Annotated in this window: 14 protein-coding genes; all 14 read left to right on the top strand. The window is 39.6% G+C overall.

What is annotated here, in order from left to right:
* Positions 1-7 precede the first annotated feature (7 nt).
* The 14 genes from G6N06_RS05500 (at position 8) to G6N06_RS05565 (ending at position 17,881) form a co-directional block, all read left to right on the top strand.
* On the top strand, positions 8-1,474 hold the full coding sequence (locus tag G6N06_RS05500) for a glutamate synthase subunit beta (RefSeq protein WP_163515071.1): 1,467 nt from the start codon (positions 8-10) through the stop codon (positions 1,472-1,474).
* A gap of 469 nt (positions 1,475-1,943) precedes the next feature.
* Positions 1,944-2,843 (top strand): branched-chain amino acid transaminase, encoded by a 900-nt coding sequence (locus G6N06_RS05505; protein ID WP_163515072.1) that lies wholly within the window; start codon positions 1,944-1,946, stop codon positions 2,841-2,843.
* Positions 2,840-4,525 (top strand): dihydroxy-acid dehydratase, encoded by a 1,686-nt coding sequence (ilvD, locus tag G6N06_RS05510; protein WP_163515073.1) that lies wholly within the window; start codon positions 2,840-2,842, stop codon positions 4,523-4,525. The genes G6N06_RS05505 and ilvD overlap by 4 nt, the downstream gene beginning before the upstream one ends.
* Before the next feature lie 62 nt (positions 4,526-4,587).
* On the top strand, positions 4,588-6,324 hold the full coding sequence (ilvB, locus tag G6N06_RS05515) for a biosynthetic-type acetolactate synthase large subunit (protein WP_163515074.1): 1,737 nt from the start codon (positions 4,588-4,590) through the stop codon (positions 6,322-6,324).
* Between the two features lie 135 nt (positions 6,325-6,459).
* Positions 6,460-6,990, top strand: a complete 531-nt coding sequence (gene ilvN / locus G6N06_RS05520) for an acetolactate synthase small subunit (RefSeq protein ID WP_163515075.1) — start codon at positions 6,460-6,462, stop codon at positions 6,988-6,990.
* Positions 6,991-7,003: 13 nt separating this feature from the next.
* Entirely contained in the window at positions 7,004-8,506 is a 1,503-nt protein-coding gene (ilvC, locus tag G6N06_RS05525) for a ketol-acid reductoisomerase (protein WP_163515076.1), read from the top strand.
* Between the two features lie 73 nt (positions 8,507-8,579).
* Positions 8,580-9,845, top strand: a complete 1,266-nt coding sequence (gene ilvA / locus G6N06_RS05530; protein ID WP_163515077.1) for a threonine ammonia-lyase — start codon at positions 8,580-8,582, stop codon at positions 9,843-9,845.
* A gap of 8 nt (positions 9,846-9,853) precedes the next feature.
* A complete protein-coding gene (locus tag G6N06_RS05535; RefSeq protein ID WP_163515078.1) occupies positions 9,854-11,434 on the top strand; it encodes an NADP-dependent glyceraldehyde-3-phosphate dehydrogenase in 1,581 nt (526 codons plus the stop codon).
* 346 nt (positions 11,435-11,780) lie between these two features.
* Complete coding sequence (locus G6N06_RS05540) at positions 11,781-12,395, top strand: GNAT family N-acetyltransferase (RefSeq protein ID WP_163515079.1); 615 nt, start codon at positions 11,781-11,783, stop codon at positions 12,393-12,395.
* The gene (locus G6N06_RS05545) at positions 12,395-13,585 is read left to right on the top strand and encodes an argininosuccinate synthase (RefSeq protein ID WP_163515080.1); all 1,191 of its coding nucleotides are present in this window, start codon (positions 12,395-12,397) and stop codon (positions 13,583-13,585) included. The genes G6N06_RS05540 and G6N06_RS05545 overlap by 1 nt, the downstream gene beginning before the upstream one ends.
* Positions 13,582-14,559, top strand: coding sequence for an N-acetyl-gamma-glutamyl-phosphate reductase (gene argC, locus G6N06_RS05550; protein WP_163515081.1), 978 nt, complete (start codon positions 13,582-13,584; stop codon positions 14,557-14,559). Before G6N06_RS05545 ends, argC begins: the two co-directional genes overlap by 4 nt.
* 109 nt (positions 14,560-14,668) lie before the next feature.
* Entirely contained in the window at positions 14,669-15,469 is an 801-nt protein-coding gene (proC, locus tag G6N06_RS05555) for a pyrroline-5-carboxylate reductase (protein ID WP_163515082.1), read from the top strand.
* Positions 15,466-16,608: an aspartate aminotransferase family protein gene (locus G6N06_RS05560; RefSeq protein WP_163515083.1), complete on the top strand. Its 1,143-nt coding sequence runs from the start codon at positions 15,466-15,468 to the stop codon at positions 16,606-16,608. The genes proC and G6N06_RS05560 overlap by 4 nt, the downstream gene beginning before the upstream one ends.
* A 337-nt stretch (positions 16,609-16,945) precedes the next feature.
* Entirely contained in the window at positions 16,946-17,881 is a 936-nt protein-coding gene (locus G6N06_RS05565) for an N-acetylornithine carbamoyltransferase (protein ID WP_163515084.1), read from the top strand.
* Positions 17,882-17,887 lie beyond the last annotated feature (6 nt).

The following is a 17,887-nucleotide window of genomic DNA, read 5'->3' on the forward strand; positions in this document are numbered from 1 at the left end:
AATAACTATGGGAAAGATAACAGGATTTTTAGAATACGAAAGAGTAGATGAGCCTTATATAGCGGTTGAAAAACGATTGGAAAATTACAAGGAATTCACAATTCCACTGGAAGAGAAAAAGTTAAAAGATCAAGGTGCACGCTGTATGGACTGTGGCATTCCTTTTTGCCATAGTGGATGTCCCTTAGGAAATTTGATTCCCGATTTCAATGATAAAGTCTATAAAGGCCGTTGGAAAGAGGCTGCACAAATCTTACACTCCACCAACAATTTCCCCGAGTTTACAGGCAGATTATGTCCTGCACCTTGTGAGGAAGCCTGTGTCTTGGGAATTAATGAAGACCCTGTTTCTATTGAAAATATCGAAAAAAATATTGTTGAAAAAGCATTCGAAGAGAGGTGGATTACAGCACATCCGCCAAAGACAAGAACCGATAAAAAAGTCGCGATCATTGGATCTGGCCCTGCAGGCTTGGCCGCTGCACAGCAATTGAACAGAGCAGGCCATTTGGTAACGGTTTTTGAACGTGACGCCAAAGTAGGCGGCCTATTGCGTTATGGCATCCCGGATTTTAAACTTGAAAAACATATCATTGATAGACGGATCGCCATTCTTGAAGAAGAAGGCATCACGTTTACCACCAATGCCCATGTAGGCAAAAACATCAGTATAGAAACCATTAAAGCCGATTTTGATGCCGTTGTATTGTGCGGTGGTGCAACCGAGCGCAGAGGAATTCCCATCAAAGGCAATCACCTGAAAGGTGTTCATCAAGCCATGGATTTCTTGAAATTGAACAATCAATATGTGGATGGATTAATCGATTTTAAATCGGTATTATCAGCAAAAGATAAGAACGTCATTGTAATTGGTGGCGGAGATACAGGGTCCGATTGTATTGGCACTAGTAATCGTCATGGAGCAAAGAGTGTGACTAATTTTGAAATTTTAAGCAAGCCTTCCGTGGGCAGACCTGCGCACCAACCCTGGCCTTATTGGCCGATGAAGTTAAAAACAACAAGCTCACATCAAGAAGGTGTAGAACGGTTTTTCAGCATTTCTACCAAAGAATTCTTAGGCGATAAAAACGGCAACCTCATCGGCCTAAAAACGGCTGAAGTTGAATGGATTTTTAAAGAAGGTCAACGTCCTGAATTAAAAGAACTTCCAAATTCTGAGAAAACTTGGAACTGTGATATGGTATTATTGGCTTTAGGATTTACTGGATCAGAAAAAACATTGGCGGACCAGTTTGGATTGGAAATGGACTTTAGAACTAACATTAAGGCCTCAGCAAAGGATTATGCCACCAATGTTCCGGGAATTTTTAGCGCAGGTGATATGCGCCGCGGACAATCCTTGATAGTTTGGGCCATTTCAGAAGGCCGTCAAGCCGCTCACCATGTGGATAAATACTTGATGGGTGCTTCTAATTTACCGTTAAAAGACGATAACGATTTACCGAGAATCTGAGAAATTTTAAAAATTTACATGATTTTAATTAGGTTATATAAAATTCTTTTTTGACTTTTGACGAACAAATGAAAAAACAAAACTTAAATATTATTTCTATTATTAGCGCTGTGATTATTTCACAACGGTGAGGAATGGTACACTAAGTTTAAATATATAACTAAAGCCTTCCTCTAATTTGGAAGGCTTTTTTTTTACGTATGAATCAAAATATTATCATTATTAGCGTGATTATTATTAACTCCAGTTAGTTGATACAGTATGCTATTCCCATAAAAAGCCTGTATCAATTAAGATTCAGGCTTTTTTTATTTAAAAGTTTCTCATTTTGAACATCATAAATAAAACAACCTAAGCGTCTGATTGTCATGGCTATAAATATCAAATTCAAACACTGACTTTAGTCTTAAATGCCAAACTCAAAACATTGATACAAACCTATATTGTAATTTTAAAACTTTAAAAGATTATGAACGCGTATTCCAACAACCAAACGGTTATTTACCACAATGGTGAATTTTTAAAACCTAAAGCCGCTACTAGCAGTTTATACAGCCAAACCTTACACTATGGCAACGGCGTATTTGAAGGCATCAGAACTTATAAAACCACAGAAGGCACCAAGATCTTTAAAGCCGAAGCACATTATGAACGTCTTAAATATGGCGCAAAAGTTATGGGCATTCCTTTTAATTATACCGTTGAAGAGCTTGTAGCAATTACCTACGATCTTTTAAGAAGAAACCAATTGGAAGACGCTTATATCCGTCCTTTAATTACGACGGGCGACTCCATGGGATTATACACTTCAAAGGAATCGATCTTGACCATTCAGTGTTGGGCTTGGCCAAAATTAATGGGCGATAACTTATTACGCGTAAAAACCTCATCGTTTGAACGCCCCAATCCAAAATCCTGTTTTGTAGAGGCTAAAGTTACCGGGCATTATATCAATTCCATCTTATCCACCAATGAAGCTAAAGACGCAGGTTATGATGAAGCTTTATTACTCGATATGTATGGTAATGTTGCCGAATGTTCGGGTGCAAACATTTTTATGGAGAAAGATGGCCAATTGTTCACGCCTAAAAAAGGCAGCATCATGGCCGGAATTACGCGTTCTACCATATTGGAAATTTGCCAAGAAGAAGGCATTCCAGTTGAAGAAAAACATTTCAAATTAGAGGAACTTAAACAAGCAGACAGCGCATTTTTCACAGGAACGGCAGCCGAAGTGGTTGGTCTCAAATCATTGGACGATTATGAATTCCCGCTAAAATGGAGTGAATCTTTAGGTTATAAATTAATGAAGTTGTACCAAAAAGAAGTTTTAGGACAACGTAAAAATAAATTATCAAAAGTACTATGAGTGAATTAAATAAATTTAGTAAAACCGTTACTCAAGATCCCACACTACCGGCAGCACAAGCTATGTTGCATGCTATTGGTTTGACCGATGAGGATTTAAAAAAACCTTTTATAGGCATTGCAAGTACAGGTTATGAAGGCAATCCTTGTAATATGCATTTGAATGATTTAGCGGTCCATGCTAAAAAGGGAACTGAAAACGCCGGATTGGTCGGGTTAATTTTTAACACGATTGGTGTGAGCGATGGCATTTCAAACGGAACTCCGGGCATGCGTTTTTCATTGCCTTCAAGAGATATCATTGCAGACTCTATGGAAACTGTTGTCGAAGCTATGGCATATGATGGTTTGCTTACTGTTGTAGGTTGTGATAAAAATATGCCAGGTGCCTTGATGGCAATGCTGCGTTTAAACCGACCTTCGGTATTGGTCTATGGCGGAACTATTGCGTCAGGATGCCATAACGGTAAAAAACTGGACATCATTTCGGCATTTGAAGCCTATGGACAAAAAGTTGCTGGTACAATTGATGAAGAAGAATTTCAAGCCGTAGTGCATAAAGCCTGTCCGGGCGCTGGTGCTTGTGGTGGCATGTACACAGCAAATACAATGGCATCGGCCATTGAAGCTTTAGGAATGTCACTCCCTTTTAACTCTTCAAATCCTGCGCTTAGTTCAGATAATTTAAAAGAAAAAGAAGCGGTAAAAGCTGGTGAAGCTTTGCGTTTATTGTTAGAAAGAGACATTAAACCATCTGATATCGTTACCAGAAAATCCATTGAAAATGCCTTCAGATTGGTAACGGTTCTTGGCGGATCGACCAACGCGGTACTTCACTTTTTAGCGATTGCGAAAGCAGCTCAGGTAGAATTCACTTTAGAAGATTTCAGGAACATAAGTGATAGCACCCCTTTATTGGCCAATCTTAAACCAAGTGGCGAATTTTCGATGGAAGATTTACACAACGTTGGTGGTATTCCAGGCGTGATGAAATACCTATTGGACAAAGGCATGCTTCATGGCGATTGTTTAACCGTAACTGGGAATACTTTGGCTGAAAACTTAAAAGACGTTTCAAATTTAGTTGAAGGCCAAACCATCATCAGTCCACTTGAAAATCCTATAAAAGAAACAGGGCACATCCGAATCCTTTTTGGGAACTTGGCCACTGAAGGAGCGGTTGCAAAAATCACAGGAAAAGAAGGTTTATCCTTTAAAGGAACAGCCAATGTATTTGATAGTGAAATTGCCGTAAACGAAGGCATAAAAACAGGAAAAGTTAAAAAAGGCGATGTGGTCATCATCCGCTATGAAGGTCCTAAAGGCGCTCCTGGAATGCCAGAAATGTTAAAACCTACCTCTTCCATTATGGGTGCCGGTTTAGGAAAAGATGTGGCACTCATCACCGATGGCCGTTTTTCTGGCGGATCGCATGGTTTTGTGGTGGGTCACGTATCTCCAGAAGCACAAGAAGGTGGCAATATCGCCCTTGTTAAAAATGGAGATATCATCTCAATAGATGCGGTCAACAATACCATTAACATCGAAATTTCAGATGAAGAATTAGCCGAAAGAAGAGCCAAATGGATTGCACCACCATTAAAATTTAAACGAGGCGTGCTATATAAATATGCAAAAACAGTATCGTCAGCATCCAAAGGATGTGTAACTGACGAATTTTAAAGACTATTTGAGATTCCTCCCGATAACTATCGGGATTAAAAGGAATTAATAACATTTTCAATATGAAAGACACACAAACATTAAATAAGGAAGAAAAATCCAGTGCTACCACACTGCGTATCTCAGGAAGCGAAGCCATCATCAGATGTCTGATCGCTGAAGGTGTTGACCTACTTTACGGTTACCCAGGTGGCGCTATCATGCCGGTTTATGATGAACTTTATAAGTTTAGGGATCAAATCCATCACGTCTTAGCACGTCATGAACAAGGTGCCACACATGCCGCACAAGGTTATGCACGTATTTCAGGAAAAGTCGGTGTTGCCATAGCGACATCCGGACCAGGCGCTACAAACCTCATCACTGGAATAGCTGATGCACAAATAGATTCCACACCATTGGTTTGCATTACAGGTCAGGTAGCCTCAAATTTATTGGGCAGCGATGCGTTTCAGGAAACGGACATCATTGGTATCTCCACTCCTGTTACCAAATGGAATCATCAAATCACAAAAGCCTCGCAAATTCCTGAAGTCATTGCAAAGGCATTTTATATTGCTAGAAGTGGACGTCCAGGACCAGTGCTGATTGATATTACGAAAGACGCCCAGTTTGAGGAATTCGATTTTTCCTATGAGAAATGCAAAGGCGTCAGAAGCTACAATCCCGTTCCAAAAACTGATATTGACGATGTAAAAGCTGCTGCCCTTTTAATAAATTCAGCTAAAAAGCCCTTAATTATTTGGGGGCAAGGTGTTATTTTAAGTGGAGCCGAAAAAGAACTGATTTCTGTTATCGAAAAAGCAGGAATCCCATCGGCGTGGACTATTCTCGGTGCTTCGGCTGTTCCCACAGCGCATCCGTTAAATGTAGGAATGGTTGGAATGCATGGAAATTATGCGCCCAATATACTTACCAATGAATGCGACGTTTTAATTGCCATAGGCATGCGTTTTGATGACCGCGTTACGGGAAAATTGGAGACCTATGCGAAACAGGCTAAAATTATTCACTTTGAAATTGATCCTGCCGAAGTTGATAAAAATGTAAAAACGGACGTCGCTGTTTTGGGAGATGCCAAAGACAGTCTCTCAAAACTATTGCCATTACTAAAATCAAATTCCCATCCTGAATGGCGACAACAATTTAAGGACTTGTATGATATAGAATACAAAAAAGTCATCAAAGATGATCTGTATCCTACAAAAGAAGGTTTGACCATGGGCGAAGTCATTAAGGAAATCAACATTCAAACCAAAGGGAATGCTGCCATTGTAACTGACGTTGGTCAACATCAAATGATTGCCTGCCGATATGCTGAATTTACTACTACCAAAAGTAATATCACTTCTGGTGGATTGGGAACCATGGGCTTTGCACTTCCTGCGGCCATTGGCGCAAAAATGTCCGCTCCAGAGCGTGATGTTGTCGCTATTATTGGTGATGGAGGTTTCCAAATGAACATTCAGGAATTGGGCACTATTTTTCAACAAAAAGTACCCGTAAAGATTGTTGTCCTCAACAACGAATTTTTGGGGATGGTACGCCAGTGGCAGCAATTGTTTTTTGACAAACGCTATGCGTCAACCGAAATGATCAATCCCGATTTTATTGCCATTGCAAAAGGCTATTATATTGATGCCCAAAAAGTGACCAAAAGAACCGATTTGAAAAAAGCTGTTGCCGAAATGATGGCTTCTGAAGGTCCCTACTTTTTAGAGGTAGCGGTTGAAAAAGAAGATAATGTATTCCCTATGATTCCAAGTGGTGCCAGTGTATCCGATGTACGATTGGAGTAAGGTGGAAGCTTGAAGCACGGAATTTGAAACATATTTTAACAGAGAAAAGAAAACAAGAATACAGACTAATGACATGAAAAAAGAATGCACCATCAAGTCTATTTTCTATGCTCAATCCTCTAATATCCAATAATAATGAGTGAACAAAAAAAATTATATACCGTATCCATTTATACCGAAAATAACGTCGGTTTATTAAATCGGATCTCAGCAATCTTTCAAAGACGCCATCTCAATCTGGACAGCATTAATATTTCAACTTCTGAGATTGAAAACGTATCCAAATGGACCATCGTCTTACAGCTTTCTGAAGAACGAATGAAAAAAATCATCGGTCAAATCGAGAAACAAATCGAGGTCATAAAAGCGTATTACCATACAGAGGAGGAGACCATTTACCAAGAATCTTGTTTGTTTAAAATCAAATCGCATTTACTTTTTGATGAACGTCAAATTCAAAATATCATCAAAGAAAGCAATGCCCGAATTGTGACGGTGAACAGAGAGTTTTTCGTCATTGAGAAGTCTGGGCGTAAAGAAGAATTAGAATTATTACATCGTGAGTTAAGTGTTTTTGGCATCATGCAGTTTACCCGTTCAGGACGAATTGCAGTGACCAAGGACGAAATGAAAATATCAAAAATGCTCGAAGCATTTCAACATTAAAAATCAAACTAAAATGTCAAATTATTTCAACACACTACCATTAAGATTACAATTGGAGCAATTAGGAAAATGCCGATTTATGGAGGCTTCAGAATTTGAAGATGGCGTCAATGCACTCAAAGGAAAGAAAATAGTTATTGTAGGCTGTGGTGCCCAAGGTTTAAATCAAGGTTTGAACATGCGCGATTCCGGTCTGAACATTTCTTATGCTTTGCGCGACGCTGCCATTAAAGAGAAACGTGCTTCTTATAAAAACGCAACGTCCAACGGATTTACCGCGGGTACTTATGAGGAATTGATCCCAACCGCGGATTTGGTGCTGAACCTAACACCAGACAAACAACATACTGATGTTGTAAAAACCGTGATGCCATTGATGAAGAAAGGCGCAACCTTAAGCTATTCCCACGGCTTTAATATCGTAGAAGAAGGCACAAAAATTCGTGAAGATCTTACGGTCATTATGGTTGCACCAAAATGTCCTGGGACAGAGGTTCGTGAAGAATATAAGCGTGGCTTTGGGGTGCCAACGTTGATAGCCGTGCATCCAGAAAATGATCCAGAGCAAAAAGGTTTGGAACAGGCTAAAGCCTATGCCGTTGCAACTGGAGGCGATAGAGCGGGCGTCCTGGAATCATCATTTATTGCCGAGGTGAAAAGTGATTTAATGGGAGAACAGACCATTCTTTGTGGTGTGCTTCAAACAGGCTCAATCCTTGCGTTCGATAAAATGGTAGAAGAAGGCGTCAATCCAAATTATGCTGCAAAATTGATTCAGTTAGGTTGGGAGACCATTACCGAAGCTTTGAAACATGGTGGGATTACCAATATGATGGACCGTCTGTCAAATCCAGCAAAAATCAAAGCCTTTAAAATGGCTGAGGAATTAAAGACCATTTTAAAACCATTGTTTGAAAAGCATATGGACGATATTATTTCTGGACATTTCTCACAAACCATGATGGAAGATTGGGCCAATGATGATGTCAATCTTTTAAAATGGCGTGCCGCAACTGGCGAAACTGCTTTTGAAAAAACAGAATTGACCGCAGACCATATTTCCGAACAAACCTATTTTGATCACGGCGTGCTCATGGTGGCTTTCGTTAAATCAGGAGTAGAATTAGCTTTTGATACTATGGTGAGTGCTGGTATTATCGAAGATTCAGCATATTACGAATCATTGCACGAATTGCCATTGATTGCCAATACCATCGCCAGAAAGAAATTGTTCGAGATGAACCGTGTTATTTCCGATACAGCAGAATACGGTTGTTATTTATTTGACCATGCCGCCAAACCTCTATTGGTTGATTTCATGAAGAATGTCGATCCAAAAACTATCGGAACGTCGTTTTCAACCTCAAATGCGGTTGACAATCAAGAATTGATTGCGGTCAATGATGCCATCAGAAATCACCCTATTGAAACCGTTGGGAAACGATTGAGAGCTGCGATGACTGCCATGAAAGTCATAAAAACAGATGCTGAAGTTGAAGATTCAGTGTTAGCTTAAAATTAAGTTATGCATCTTATGGATGCATTTAATATAAAAGGCAGGAGGAAACTCCTGCCTATAAAAAACTGTGATGAAGGTTGAAACCAAAACATATTATCCAAGTATGGCCGCTGTTGAAGAAGCCGCCAGAAAACTACAAGATGTTGCTGAGGTAACACCGCTTATGGCGAGCCATCGGTATTCAAAAGAATTCAAATCCAATATCCTATTTAAACGTGAGGATTTGCAGCAGGTGCGCTCTTACAAAATCAGAGGTGCTTACAATAAAATGGCATCCTTGAGTCCCACGCAAATTGAAAATGGAATTGTGTGCGCCAGTGCAGGAAACCATGCCCAAGGTGTGGCTTTATCTTGTAAATTATTAAAAATAAAAGGCACTATTTTTATGCCTGCACCCACGCCCAAACAAAAAATTGAGCAAGTCAATATGTTTGGTGAGGAATATACCGAGGTGGTTTTGGTTGGTGACACATTTGACGATGCCAACGCTGCTGCAATGGAGGAATGCGAACGCTTAAACAAAACTTTTATCCATCCCTTTAATGATGAAAAAGTAATTGAAGGTCAAGCCACCATGGCTCTCGAAATAATTGACCAAGCCCAACATCCTATCCATTATGTATTTGTTCCAGTTGGTGGTGGGGGATTGTCGGCCGGATTATCTTCTGTGTTTAAGGAACTATCCCCCAACACAAAAATTATAGGTGTGGAACCTAAGGGAGCTCCATCTATGTCTACTTCAATTCAGAATAAACGCAATACCAAGTTAAAAAAAATCGAAAATTTTGTCGACGGGGCTTCGGTAAAACGCGTTGGCGACTTAAATTTTGCCATCTGCCTGAAAAATTTAGATGCCATGATTACTGTGGATGAAGGTAAAGTGTGCGAAATAATGCTCGACTTGTACAACAAGGACGCCGTCATCGTGGAACCTGCCGGCGCTTTAAGTATTGCCGCTTTAGAGCAATATGCCGAGGAAATCAAGGGGAAAAACGTCGTCTGCATTGTCAGTGGAAGTAATAATGACATCACAAGAACCGCCGAAATAAAAGAACGGGCGCTTTTATATGCCAATCTCAAACATTATTTTATCATCAAGTTTCCCCAACGTGCAGGTGCCTTACGTGAGTTTGTGGTCGATATTTTAGGTCCAACGGACGATATCACTTACTTTGAATACACCAAAAAAACAAATCGTGACAACGGTGCTGCCGTAGTAGGATTGGAGCTCAAATCAGCCGATGATTTACAGCCCCTGATTACCAAAATGAAACTTCGAAATTTCTACGGCGACTACCTTAACGATAAACCAGATTTATTTCAATTTTTAGTATAAAACAAATTATGAATAATATCCCAGAACAGTTTCAAATCAAATCACTAATCCATCAAAACAGTTATTTAGTAGACGGCGAATTAAAATCATGGTCTGGAGAAAGTTCAGAAGTCTATTCCACCATCTCTTCAACAGAGACTTATAAATCTACATTATTGGGTACCATTCCTACCTTAGGCGAAAAAGAAGCCTTGGAAGCTTTGGATGCTGCGGTAAATGCCTATGACAAAGGTCAGGGTTTATGGCCCACCATGAAAGTCAAAGACCGAATTGACTGTATGGAAAAATTTGTCACCCAAATGAAAACCAAGCGTGAGGAAATTGTGAAATTACTCATGTGGGAAATTGGTAAAACCTTACCCGATTCTGAAAAAGAATTTGACCGAACGGTCGATTATATATATGATACCATTGAAGAGTACAAACAATTGGATCGAGATAATGCCAAATTTGAAAAAAATGATGGCGTTTATGCTCATATCCGGAGAGGGCCACTTGGCGTCGTTTTATGCTTAGGACCATACAATTATCCTTTGAATGAAACTTTTGCGCTGTTGATTCCTGCATTGATCATGGGGAACACGGTCATCTTCAAACCCGCAAAATATGGGGTCCTGTTGATCTCTCCATTATTGGAAGCATTCCAAAGCAGCTTTCCAAAAGGCGCCGTTAATATTCTTTATGGTCGTGGTAGGACAGTAGCAACACCAATTATGCAGTCTGGAAAAGTTGATGTTCTAGCGCTTATTGGTAATAGCAAATCGGCCAATGCCCTACAGAACCAACATCCAAAAAGCAATAGATTGAGATTGGTTTTAGGCCTGGAAGCAAAAAACCCAGCCATTGTGTTGCCAGATGCTGATTTGGACTTGGCCATCGACGAATGTATTGCAGGTACAACGTCATTCAACGGACAACGTTGTACAGCACTCAAAATAGTTTATGTACATGAAGACATTGTGGACGAGTTCAACAAACGCTTTTCTGCAAGAGTCGATGCTTTAAAATTTGGCAATCCATGGGAAAATGGTGTTAAATTAACCCCCTTACCCGAATCGGATAAACCACAATATATTCAAGAATTAATTGATGATGCCCTTGAAAAGGGTGCGAAAATATTAAACAAGAAAGGCGGCGAAACCACTGATAACTATATTTTCCCAGCAGTTTTATATCCCGTGAATAAAGAGATGCGCGTATTCCAGGAAGAGCAATTTGGACCAGTTATTCCAGTGCTGTCGTTTAAAGATATCAACGAACCTTTAGATGATATGGCGGAGTCCAACTACGGACAGCAAGTCAGCTTGTTCGGAAGTGATATCATAACCTTGGCACCGTTGATCGATACTTTGGTGAACCTGGTATGCCGTGTCAATTTAAACAGTTCCTGTCAACGCGGACCAGATGTGTATCCATTTACAGGTAGAAAAGATTCTGCTGTTGCAACGTTGAGTGTCCATGATGCCTTGCGCTCATTTTCCATACGAACCTTTGTAGCCTCAAAAGACAATACATATAACAATGCCATTTTAAAGAATTTATTGGACAGCAAAGCCTCAAATTTCATGAGTACAGACTATATTCTTTAAAAAAGGTTAAAAATTATTTGAAATATTAAATTAAATGTTACTTTTGATCTATGATTCTAATGAAAAATAAAATACGTCCATCAAGTCCCGCAATGTTATTGCGCAGACGCTGTGCATTCTAACCTAAAAAGAAGTCGCTAACGTATATTTATTTTTTTACCTTGATCACATCACCACACATAATTTACTTTTCAAATCCAGTTGTTTTAAATAGCAACCGTATTAGGATATGTCCCGTATTGTTCCGTCGCCCTTAAGGGTGTGCATTATATTTGGAACTTAGGTGAGTCCGGTTCTTTTCTCGACAACTTAATCTTAATTTTTTTTAATCTAAATATCAAAAACAATGGACATTGTTATTGCTAATAAATCTCATGCTATTTACGCTCAGATTATTTGTGACACCATCGCAGAATCTGCAAAAGTAAGAGGCACAGGTATTGCCAAACGAACACCTGAATACATCATCACCAAATTGGAAAATGGAAATGCAGTGATCGCCCTAGATGGCGACATCTTTGCTGGCTTTTGTTATATTGAAGCTTGGGGCCATGGTAAATTTGTTGCCAATTCCGGATTGATAGTACACCCAGACTACAGAGAACAAGGTTTAGCCAAGAAAATCAAAGCACGTGTTTTTCAGCATTCCAGAGAGAAATTTCCAGATGCCAAAATTTTTAGTATCACGACAGGATTAGCCGTTATGAAAATGAACAGCGAATTGGGCTATAAACCAGTCACTTTTTCAGAATTAACAGATGACCAAAGTTTCTGGAAAGGCTGTCAAACCTGTAAAAACTATGACATCCTTCAGCGCATGGAACAGAGAATGTGTTTGTGTACTGGTATGCTGTACGACCCAAAGGCCAAAGATAGGGATGAACCAAAGGAGGTAAAAACAAAGGTGTTCCAAAGATTAAAACAAATCAAACAAGCCTTGTTTCTAAAAAAAGATAAATAATGAGCAAAAAATTAGTTTTAGCCTATAGCGGCGGTTTGGATACTTCCTACTGTGCCGTCCATTTGAGTAAAGATTTAGGCTATGAAGTACATGCCGTAAGTGTCAATACTGGCGGATTTACTTCTGAAGAAATCAAAAACATAGAGTCTAATGCCTATAAAATGGGCGTTTCTACCTACAAGAATATTGATGCCGTAGCCTCGTATTACGAGAAGGTCATCAAATATTTGATTTATGGAAATGTGTTAAAAAACAACACCTATCCATTATCTGTAAGTGCCGAACGTATCATTCAAGCCATTGAAATTGTTGAATACGCCAAAAGTATCAACGCCGGATATATTGCACATGGAAGTACGGGTGCTGGTAACGACCAAGTACGATTTGATATGATCTTCCAAACCTTGGCGCCTCATATTGAAATCATCACGCCAATTAGGGATCTGAAATTGTCCCGACAGGAAGAAATTGATTATCTCAAAAACAATGGCGTGGATATGTCTTGGGATAAAGCCAAATATTCTGTCAATAAAGGACTTTGGGGAACAAGCGTTGGCGGTGAAGAAACCTTAACTTCTGAAAAGCCTTTGCCTGAACATGCTTATCCGTCTCAATTAGAGAAACAGGGTGAGGAAAAAGTAACCTTGACATTCCAAAAAGGACAATTTGTAGCACTCAATGGCCAATCCAATACACCTGAAAAAAACATTGAACTTTTAAATACTATTGCATCTGCTTATGCCATTGGTCGAGACATCCATGTTGGCGACACTATTGTAGGCATTAAAGGACGTGTTGGTTTTGAAGCCGCCGCGGCACTTATTACGGTCAAAGCACATCACTTATTGGAAAAACATACGCTTACGAAATGGCAATTGCAACATAAGGAATACCTCTCCAGTTTTTATGGTATGCATTTGCACGAAGGACAATATTTAGATCCAGTGATGCGTAACATAGAAGCGTTTTTAGAAAGTAGCCAACAAAATGTATCGGGAGATGTCACAGTGACCTTAAAACCTTACCATTTCACTTTAGATGGCATCAGCTCTGTACATGATTTGATGAATGCGAAGTTTGGCAGTTATGGCGAAATGAACAAAGGTTGGTCCTCAGACGAAGCCAAAGGCTTTATTAAAATCATTGGCAATCAGAATAAAATCTATCACCAAGTAAATTCAGGATCATGATTGACGTAGGGATTATTGGAGGAGCAGGATATACGGCAGGCGAGCTGATCCGATTACTATTGAACCATCCAAACACAAAACTCGATTTCATCTATAGCACCTCTAATGCCGGAAATAAAGTACACAAAGTACATCAGGATTTGGTGGGCAGCACCGATCTGGAGTTTTCAAGTACTATCAATCCAGAGGTAGATGTTCTGTTTCTGTGCTTGGGCCATGGCAATTCAAAAGCATTTTTGGAAAGTCAAAAATTTTCGTCCAAAACGAAGATCATCGATTTAAGTAATGATTTCAGATTGGAAAAAGATCGCGATTTTCAAGGCATGCATTTTGTTTACGGCTTACCAGAGTTGAACAAAGAGGCCATTAAAAAAGCTGACTATATTGCAAACCCTGGATGTTTTGCTACGGGAATTCAATTGGCACTTTTACCCTTGGCTGCACATCATCTTTTAAATAACGATGTCCATGTCAACGCCGTTACAGGTGCAACGGGTGCAGGAACGTCATTGTCAGATACAACCCATTTTTCATGGCGCGACAATAATTTTTCACATTACAAGGCCTTTTCACATCAACATTTGGGAGAAATCAATGAAAGCATCTTTACACTGCAAAAAGATGCCGATTCAGAAATCATTCTTGTGCCTAATCGAGGGAATTTCTCAAGAGGAATTTTTACGACGGCTTACACTCATTTTGACGGAAGTTTGGAAGATGCCAAAAATTTATATAAAACCTATTATAGAAATGCAGTATTTACGATTGTTTCAGACGAGGACATCCATTTAAAACAAGTGGTCAATACCAATAAATGCCTCCTTCATTTGTATAAACATAATAATAAATTATTAATCACGAGTATTGTAGACAATCTATTGAAAGGTGCCTCGGGGCAAGCCATTCAAAACATGAATTTGATGTTCGGCTTTGAAGAATCCGAAGGATTATTGCTTAAAGCAAATTATTTTTAATAATCGCTTTCAGGGTTTGAAACCCTGAAAGCGTTATGGATACTAAAGTTAAATTAAAAAGATACCCGTCAAAGTTTATATTGAGCGGAGTCGAAATACAAGCATAAATATGAAAATAGCCATCATCGGTACAGGAAATTTAGGGAAATCAATCGCAAAGGGTTTGATCACTACCAATGCGATCACCACGCTCTATCTCACGAAAAGAAATACGGACAGCATCGCTGAATTTGACGGATACAAAAACGTAAACCTCACTACGGACAATACTTTGGCGGTTAAAAACTCCGATATCATAATTTTAGCCGTTCAGCCTTCACATTTAGAAGGTGTGTTAAAGGGGATCAATGCTTTACTTACTGAAAATCACGTACTGATTTCAACAGTCACCGGATTTAGTATTGAAAAAATTGAGACTATTGTTGGGGCTGATCAGTTTATCATCAGAGCCATGCCAAATACGGCTATTGCCGTTGGAAAATCAATGACCTGTATTTGTAGCAATGTTAAAGGCACCAAACGCATTAAAGTCGCCGAGGCCATTTTTAACCGTTTAGGCCATTCATTGGTCATTCCGGAATCGCAAATGCAAGCTGCAACAGTAGTGTGTGCTAGTGGGATTGCATTTTGGATGCGATTGATCCGCGCAACAAGCCAAGCCGCCATCCAATTAGGCTTTGACGCCAAGGAAGCTCAAGAATTGGCCATGCATACCAGTGAAGGTGCCGCAAGTTTATTGATTGCCAATGGTCATCATCCAGAAGAGGAAATTGACCGGGTAACCACGCCAAAAGGCTGTACTATTGAAGGCCTGAATGAAATGGAACACAAAGGATTAAGTTCGTCGTTGATACAGGGAATGATTGCCTCATACAATAAAATCAGTAATATTAGAAAAGAACAACTATGAGTTTATTTAATGTCTATCCGCTTTTTGATATCACGCCAGTGCGAGCCAAAGACCTTTCCGTCTTTGATGATAAAGGCATCGAATATTTAGATTTATACGGGGGCCATGCCGTAATTTCCATAGGCCATTCACACCCAGAATATGTGTCGGCTATTTCCAATCAAGTAAATAACTTGGGGTTTTATAGCAATGCCATTCAAAATCCGTTGCAAGAATCCTTAGCCAAAGAACTTGGGCGCATTTCAAAATGCCAGGACTACCAATTGTTTTTATGTAATTCTGGTGCCGAGGCCAATGAAAACGCGCTTAAATTGGCATCCTTTCACACTGGCAAAAAGAATGTCCTTGCGTTTAAGAACTCGTTTCACGGACGTACCTCAGCAGCCGTTGCAGCCACTGATGATCCAAAAATTGTTGCGCCTTTAAACGCACAACACCACTTAGATTTTGTGGCTTTGGACGATTTGCAAGCCGTAGAAAACATATTGAAAAAAGAGGAAACATGTGCCGTCATTATTGAATGTATTCAAGGTGTGGGTGGATTGGATGAAAGTTCAGAGGCGTTTCATCAAGGTCTGGAAAAGTTATGCAGAACGTACAATGTGATGTTGATTGCAGATGAAGTCCAATCAGGTTTTGGAAGAACCGGCGATTTCTTCGCATTCCAAAAATACGGATGGACGCCAGATATTATTTCCATGGCCAAAGGCATGGGCAACGGTTTTCCAATTGGTGGCATCTTGATCCATCCAGATATTAAGGCATCCTTTGGATTGTTAGGAACTACATTTGGTGGCAATCATTTGGCCTGTGCAGCTTCTTTAGCTGTACTAAAAGTTTTAGAATCCGAAAACTTGATGGAAAATGCGGAGGAGATGTCAGCTTATTTTATCCAGAAAGCACATAATTTGCCCCATTTAAAAAGCATTAAGGGACGCGGACTGATGTTGGGATTGGAATTTGATTTTGCAGTAGCGGAATTGCGAAAAAAACTCATCCACACTCACAAGATATTTACTGGAAGCGCCAAAAACCCGAATTTAATACGGATTCTTCCTCCATTAACCATTCAAAAGGAACATATCGATGTGTTTTTCGAGGCTTTAAAGCAGGAGTTGGTGATGATGAATGGTGCTTAAAATGAAAAGAAGTTTTAAGCAACGCACCAACCTGTAAGGTTTTAACCTGTCCGCCGAAGGAGGAAAACCTGACAGGTTTGAAAAGGACAGAAACTCATAAAAAAAGCTACCGAAAAACATTCGTGTATTAGTGGCTAAAAGAAAAGATTAATTAAAGAGATTTCCTCCCGATAGCTATTGAAATCGCGAGGATAGAGAACAGCCCCGAAGGGGCGAAATATCAATAGAAAAAGAATTAACAAACAACTAAAGTCCTGTAGGGACGGAATATCAACCTGCAAGTAGGATTAAACAGAAAATTAACTAAAAGAAATTCCCGCCTTCGCGGGAAATAAAGATGAAAAAATATACCGAAATAAAAGACATTTCCAATCTCTCTGAGATGATAAAGGAAGCTATTTTACTCAAAATGGAGCCATTTGAATTTTCGGAATTGGGAAAACACAAAACTTTAGTCATGTTGTTTTTCAACTCGAGTTTGAGAACCCGCTTGAGTACAGAAAAAGCAGCGCGAAATTTAGGGATGCACGTGAGTATTCTCAATATCAATGACGCTTGGAATATTGAATTTGAAGATGGCAGCATCATGAATACTGGCAGTTCAGAACATATCAAGGAAGCTGCACAAGTCATCTCACAATATGCCGATATTATCGCGGTCCGTGCGTTTCCAACACTTACCGATAAAGCTAAGGACGCATCCGAGTATATTTTAAATAGTTTTATAAAATATGCCACAGTACCAATTATAAATATGGAAAGCGCTACGGCACATCCCTTGCAAGCTTTGGCAGACGCCATTACCATCACCGAACTTTCTGAGAAACACAAACCAAAAGTCGTTTTATCATGGGCGCCACATCCAAAGGCCTTGCCACAAGCGGTTGCCAATTCGTTTGTAGAAATGATGCAAAAGATGGACGTCGATTTGACCATCACCCATCCGGAAGGTTATGAACTCGATAACAACATCACCAAAAACACGCCCATTAATTACAATCAGGAAGAAGCTTTAAAAAACGCCGATTTTGTTTATGTGAAAAACTGGAGTAATTATAAAGATTACGGAAAAGTTTTAAATCAGGACCCTAATTGGATGATGACGACAGAGAAATTGGGCAAGGCAAAATTTATGCACTGTTTACCCGTAAGACGGAATGTGGTGGTAGAAGATGCCGTTTTAGATGGTGAAAATTCGATCGTGATTAAGCAGGCTAACAATAGGACCTTTGCGGCTCAGGTGGTGTTGAAAAATATTTTAGAAAATTTATAAGAGATT

It is taken from the genome of Gelidibacter japonicus (assembly GCF_010725055.1).
Taxonomy (GTDB): Bacteria; Bacteroidota; Bacteroidia; order Flavobacteriales; family Flavobacteriaceae; genus Gelidibacter; species Gelidibacter japonicus.

Excerpts from the sequence above, each read along its gene's own strand:
- G6N06_RS05500 (WP_163515071.1), top strand. The coding sequence starts at position 8 with ATGGGAAAGATAACAGGATTTTTAGAATACGAAAGAGTAGATGAGCCT.
- ilvD (WP_163515073.1), top strand. The coding sequence starts at position 2,840 with ATGAGTGAATTAAATAAATTTAGTAAAACCGTTACTCAAGATCCCACA.
- argC (WP_163515081.1), top strand. The coding sequence starts at position 13,582 with ATGATTGACGTAGGGATTATTGGAGGAGCAGGATATACGGCAGGCGAG.
- ilvN (WP_163515075.1), top strand. The coding sequence starts at position 6,460 with ATGAGTGAACAAAAAAAATTATATACCGTATCCATTTATACCGAAAAT.
- ilvB (WP_163515074.1), top strand. The coding sequence starts at position 4,588 with ATGAAAGACACACAAACATTAAATAAGGAAGAAAAATCCAGTGCTACC.
- ilvC (WP_163515076.1), top strand. The coding sequence starts at position 7,004 with ATGTCAAATTATTTCAACACACTACCATTAAGATTACAATTGGAGCAA.
- ilvA (WP_163515077.1), top strand. The coding sequence starts at position 8,580 with ATGAAGGTTGAAACCAAAACATATTATCCAAGTATGGCCGCTGTTGAA.
- G6N06_RS05565 (WP_163515084.1), top strand. The coding sequence starts at position 16,946 with ATGAAAAAATATACCGAAATAAAAGACATTTCCAATCTCTCTGAGATG.
- proC (WP_163515082.1), top strand. The coding sequence starts at position 14,669 with ATGAAAATAGCCATCATCGGTACAGGAAATTTAGGGAAATCAATCGCA.
- G6N06_RS05540 (WP_163515079.1), top strand. The coding sequence starts at position 11,781 with ATGGACATTGTTATTGCTAATAAATCTCATGCTATTTACGCTCAGATT.
- G6N06_RS05535 (WP_163515078.1), top strand. The coding sequence starts at position 9,854 with ATGAATAATATCCCAGAACAGTTTCAAATCAAATCACTAATCCATCAA.
- G6N06_RS05545 (WP_163515080.1), top strand. The coding sequence starts at position 12,395 with ATGAGCAAAAAATTAGTTTTAGCCTATAGCGGCGGTTTGGATACTTCC.
- G6N06_RS05505 (WP_163515072.1), top strand. The coding sequence starts at position 1,944 with ATGAACGCGTATTCCAACAACCAAACGGTTATTTACCACAATGGTGAA.
- G6N06_RS05560 (WP_163515083.1), top strand. The coding sequence starts at position 15,466 with ATGAGTTTATTTAATGTCTATCCGCTTTTTGATATCACGCCAGTGCGA.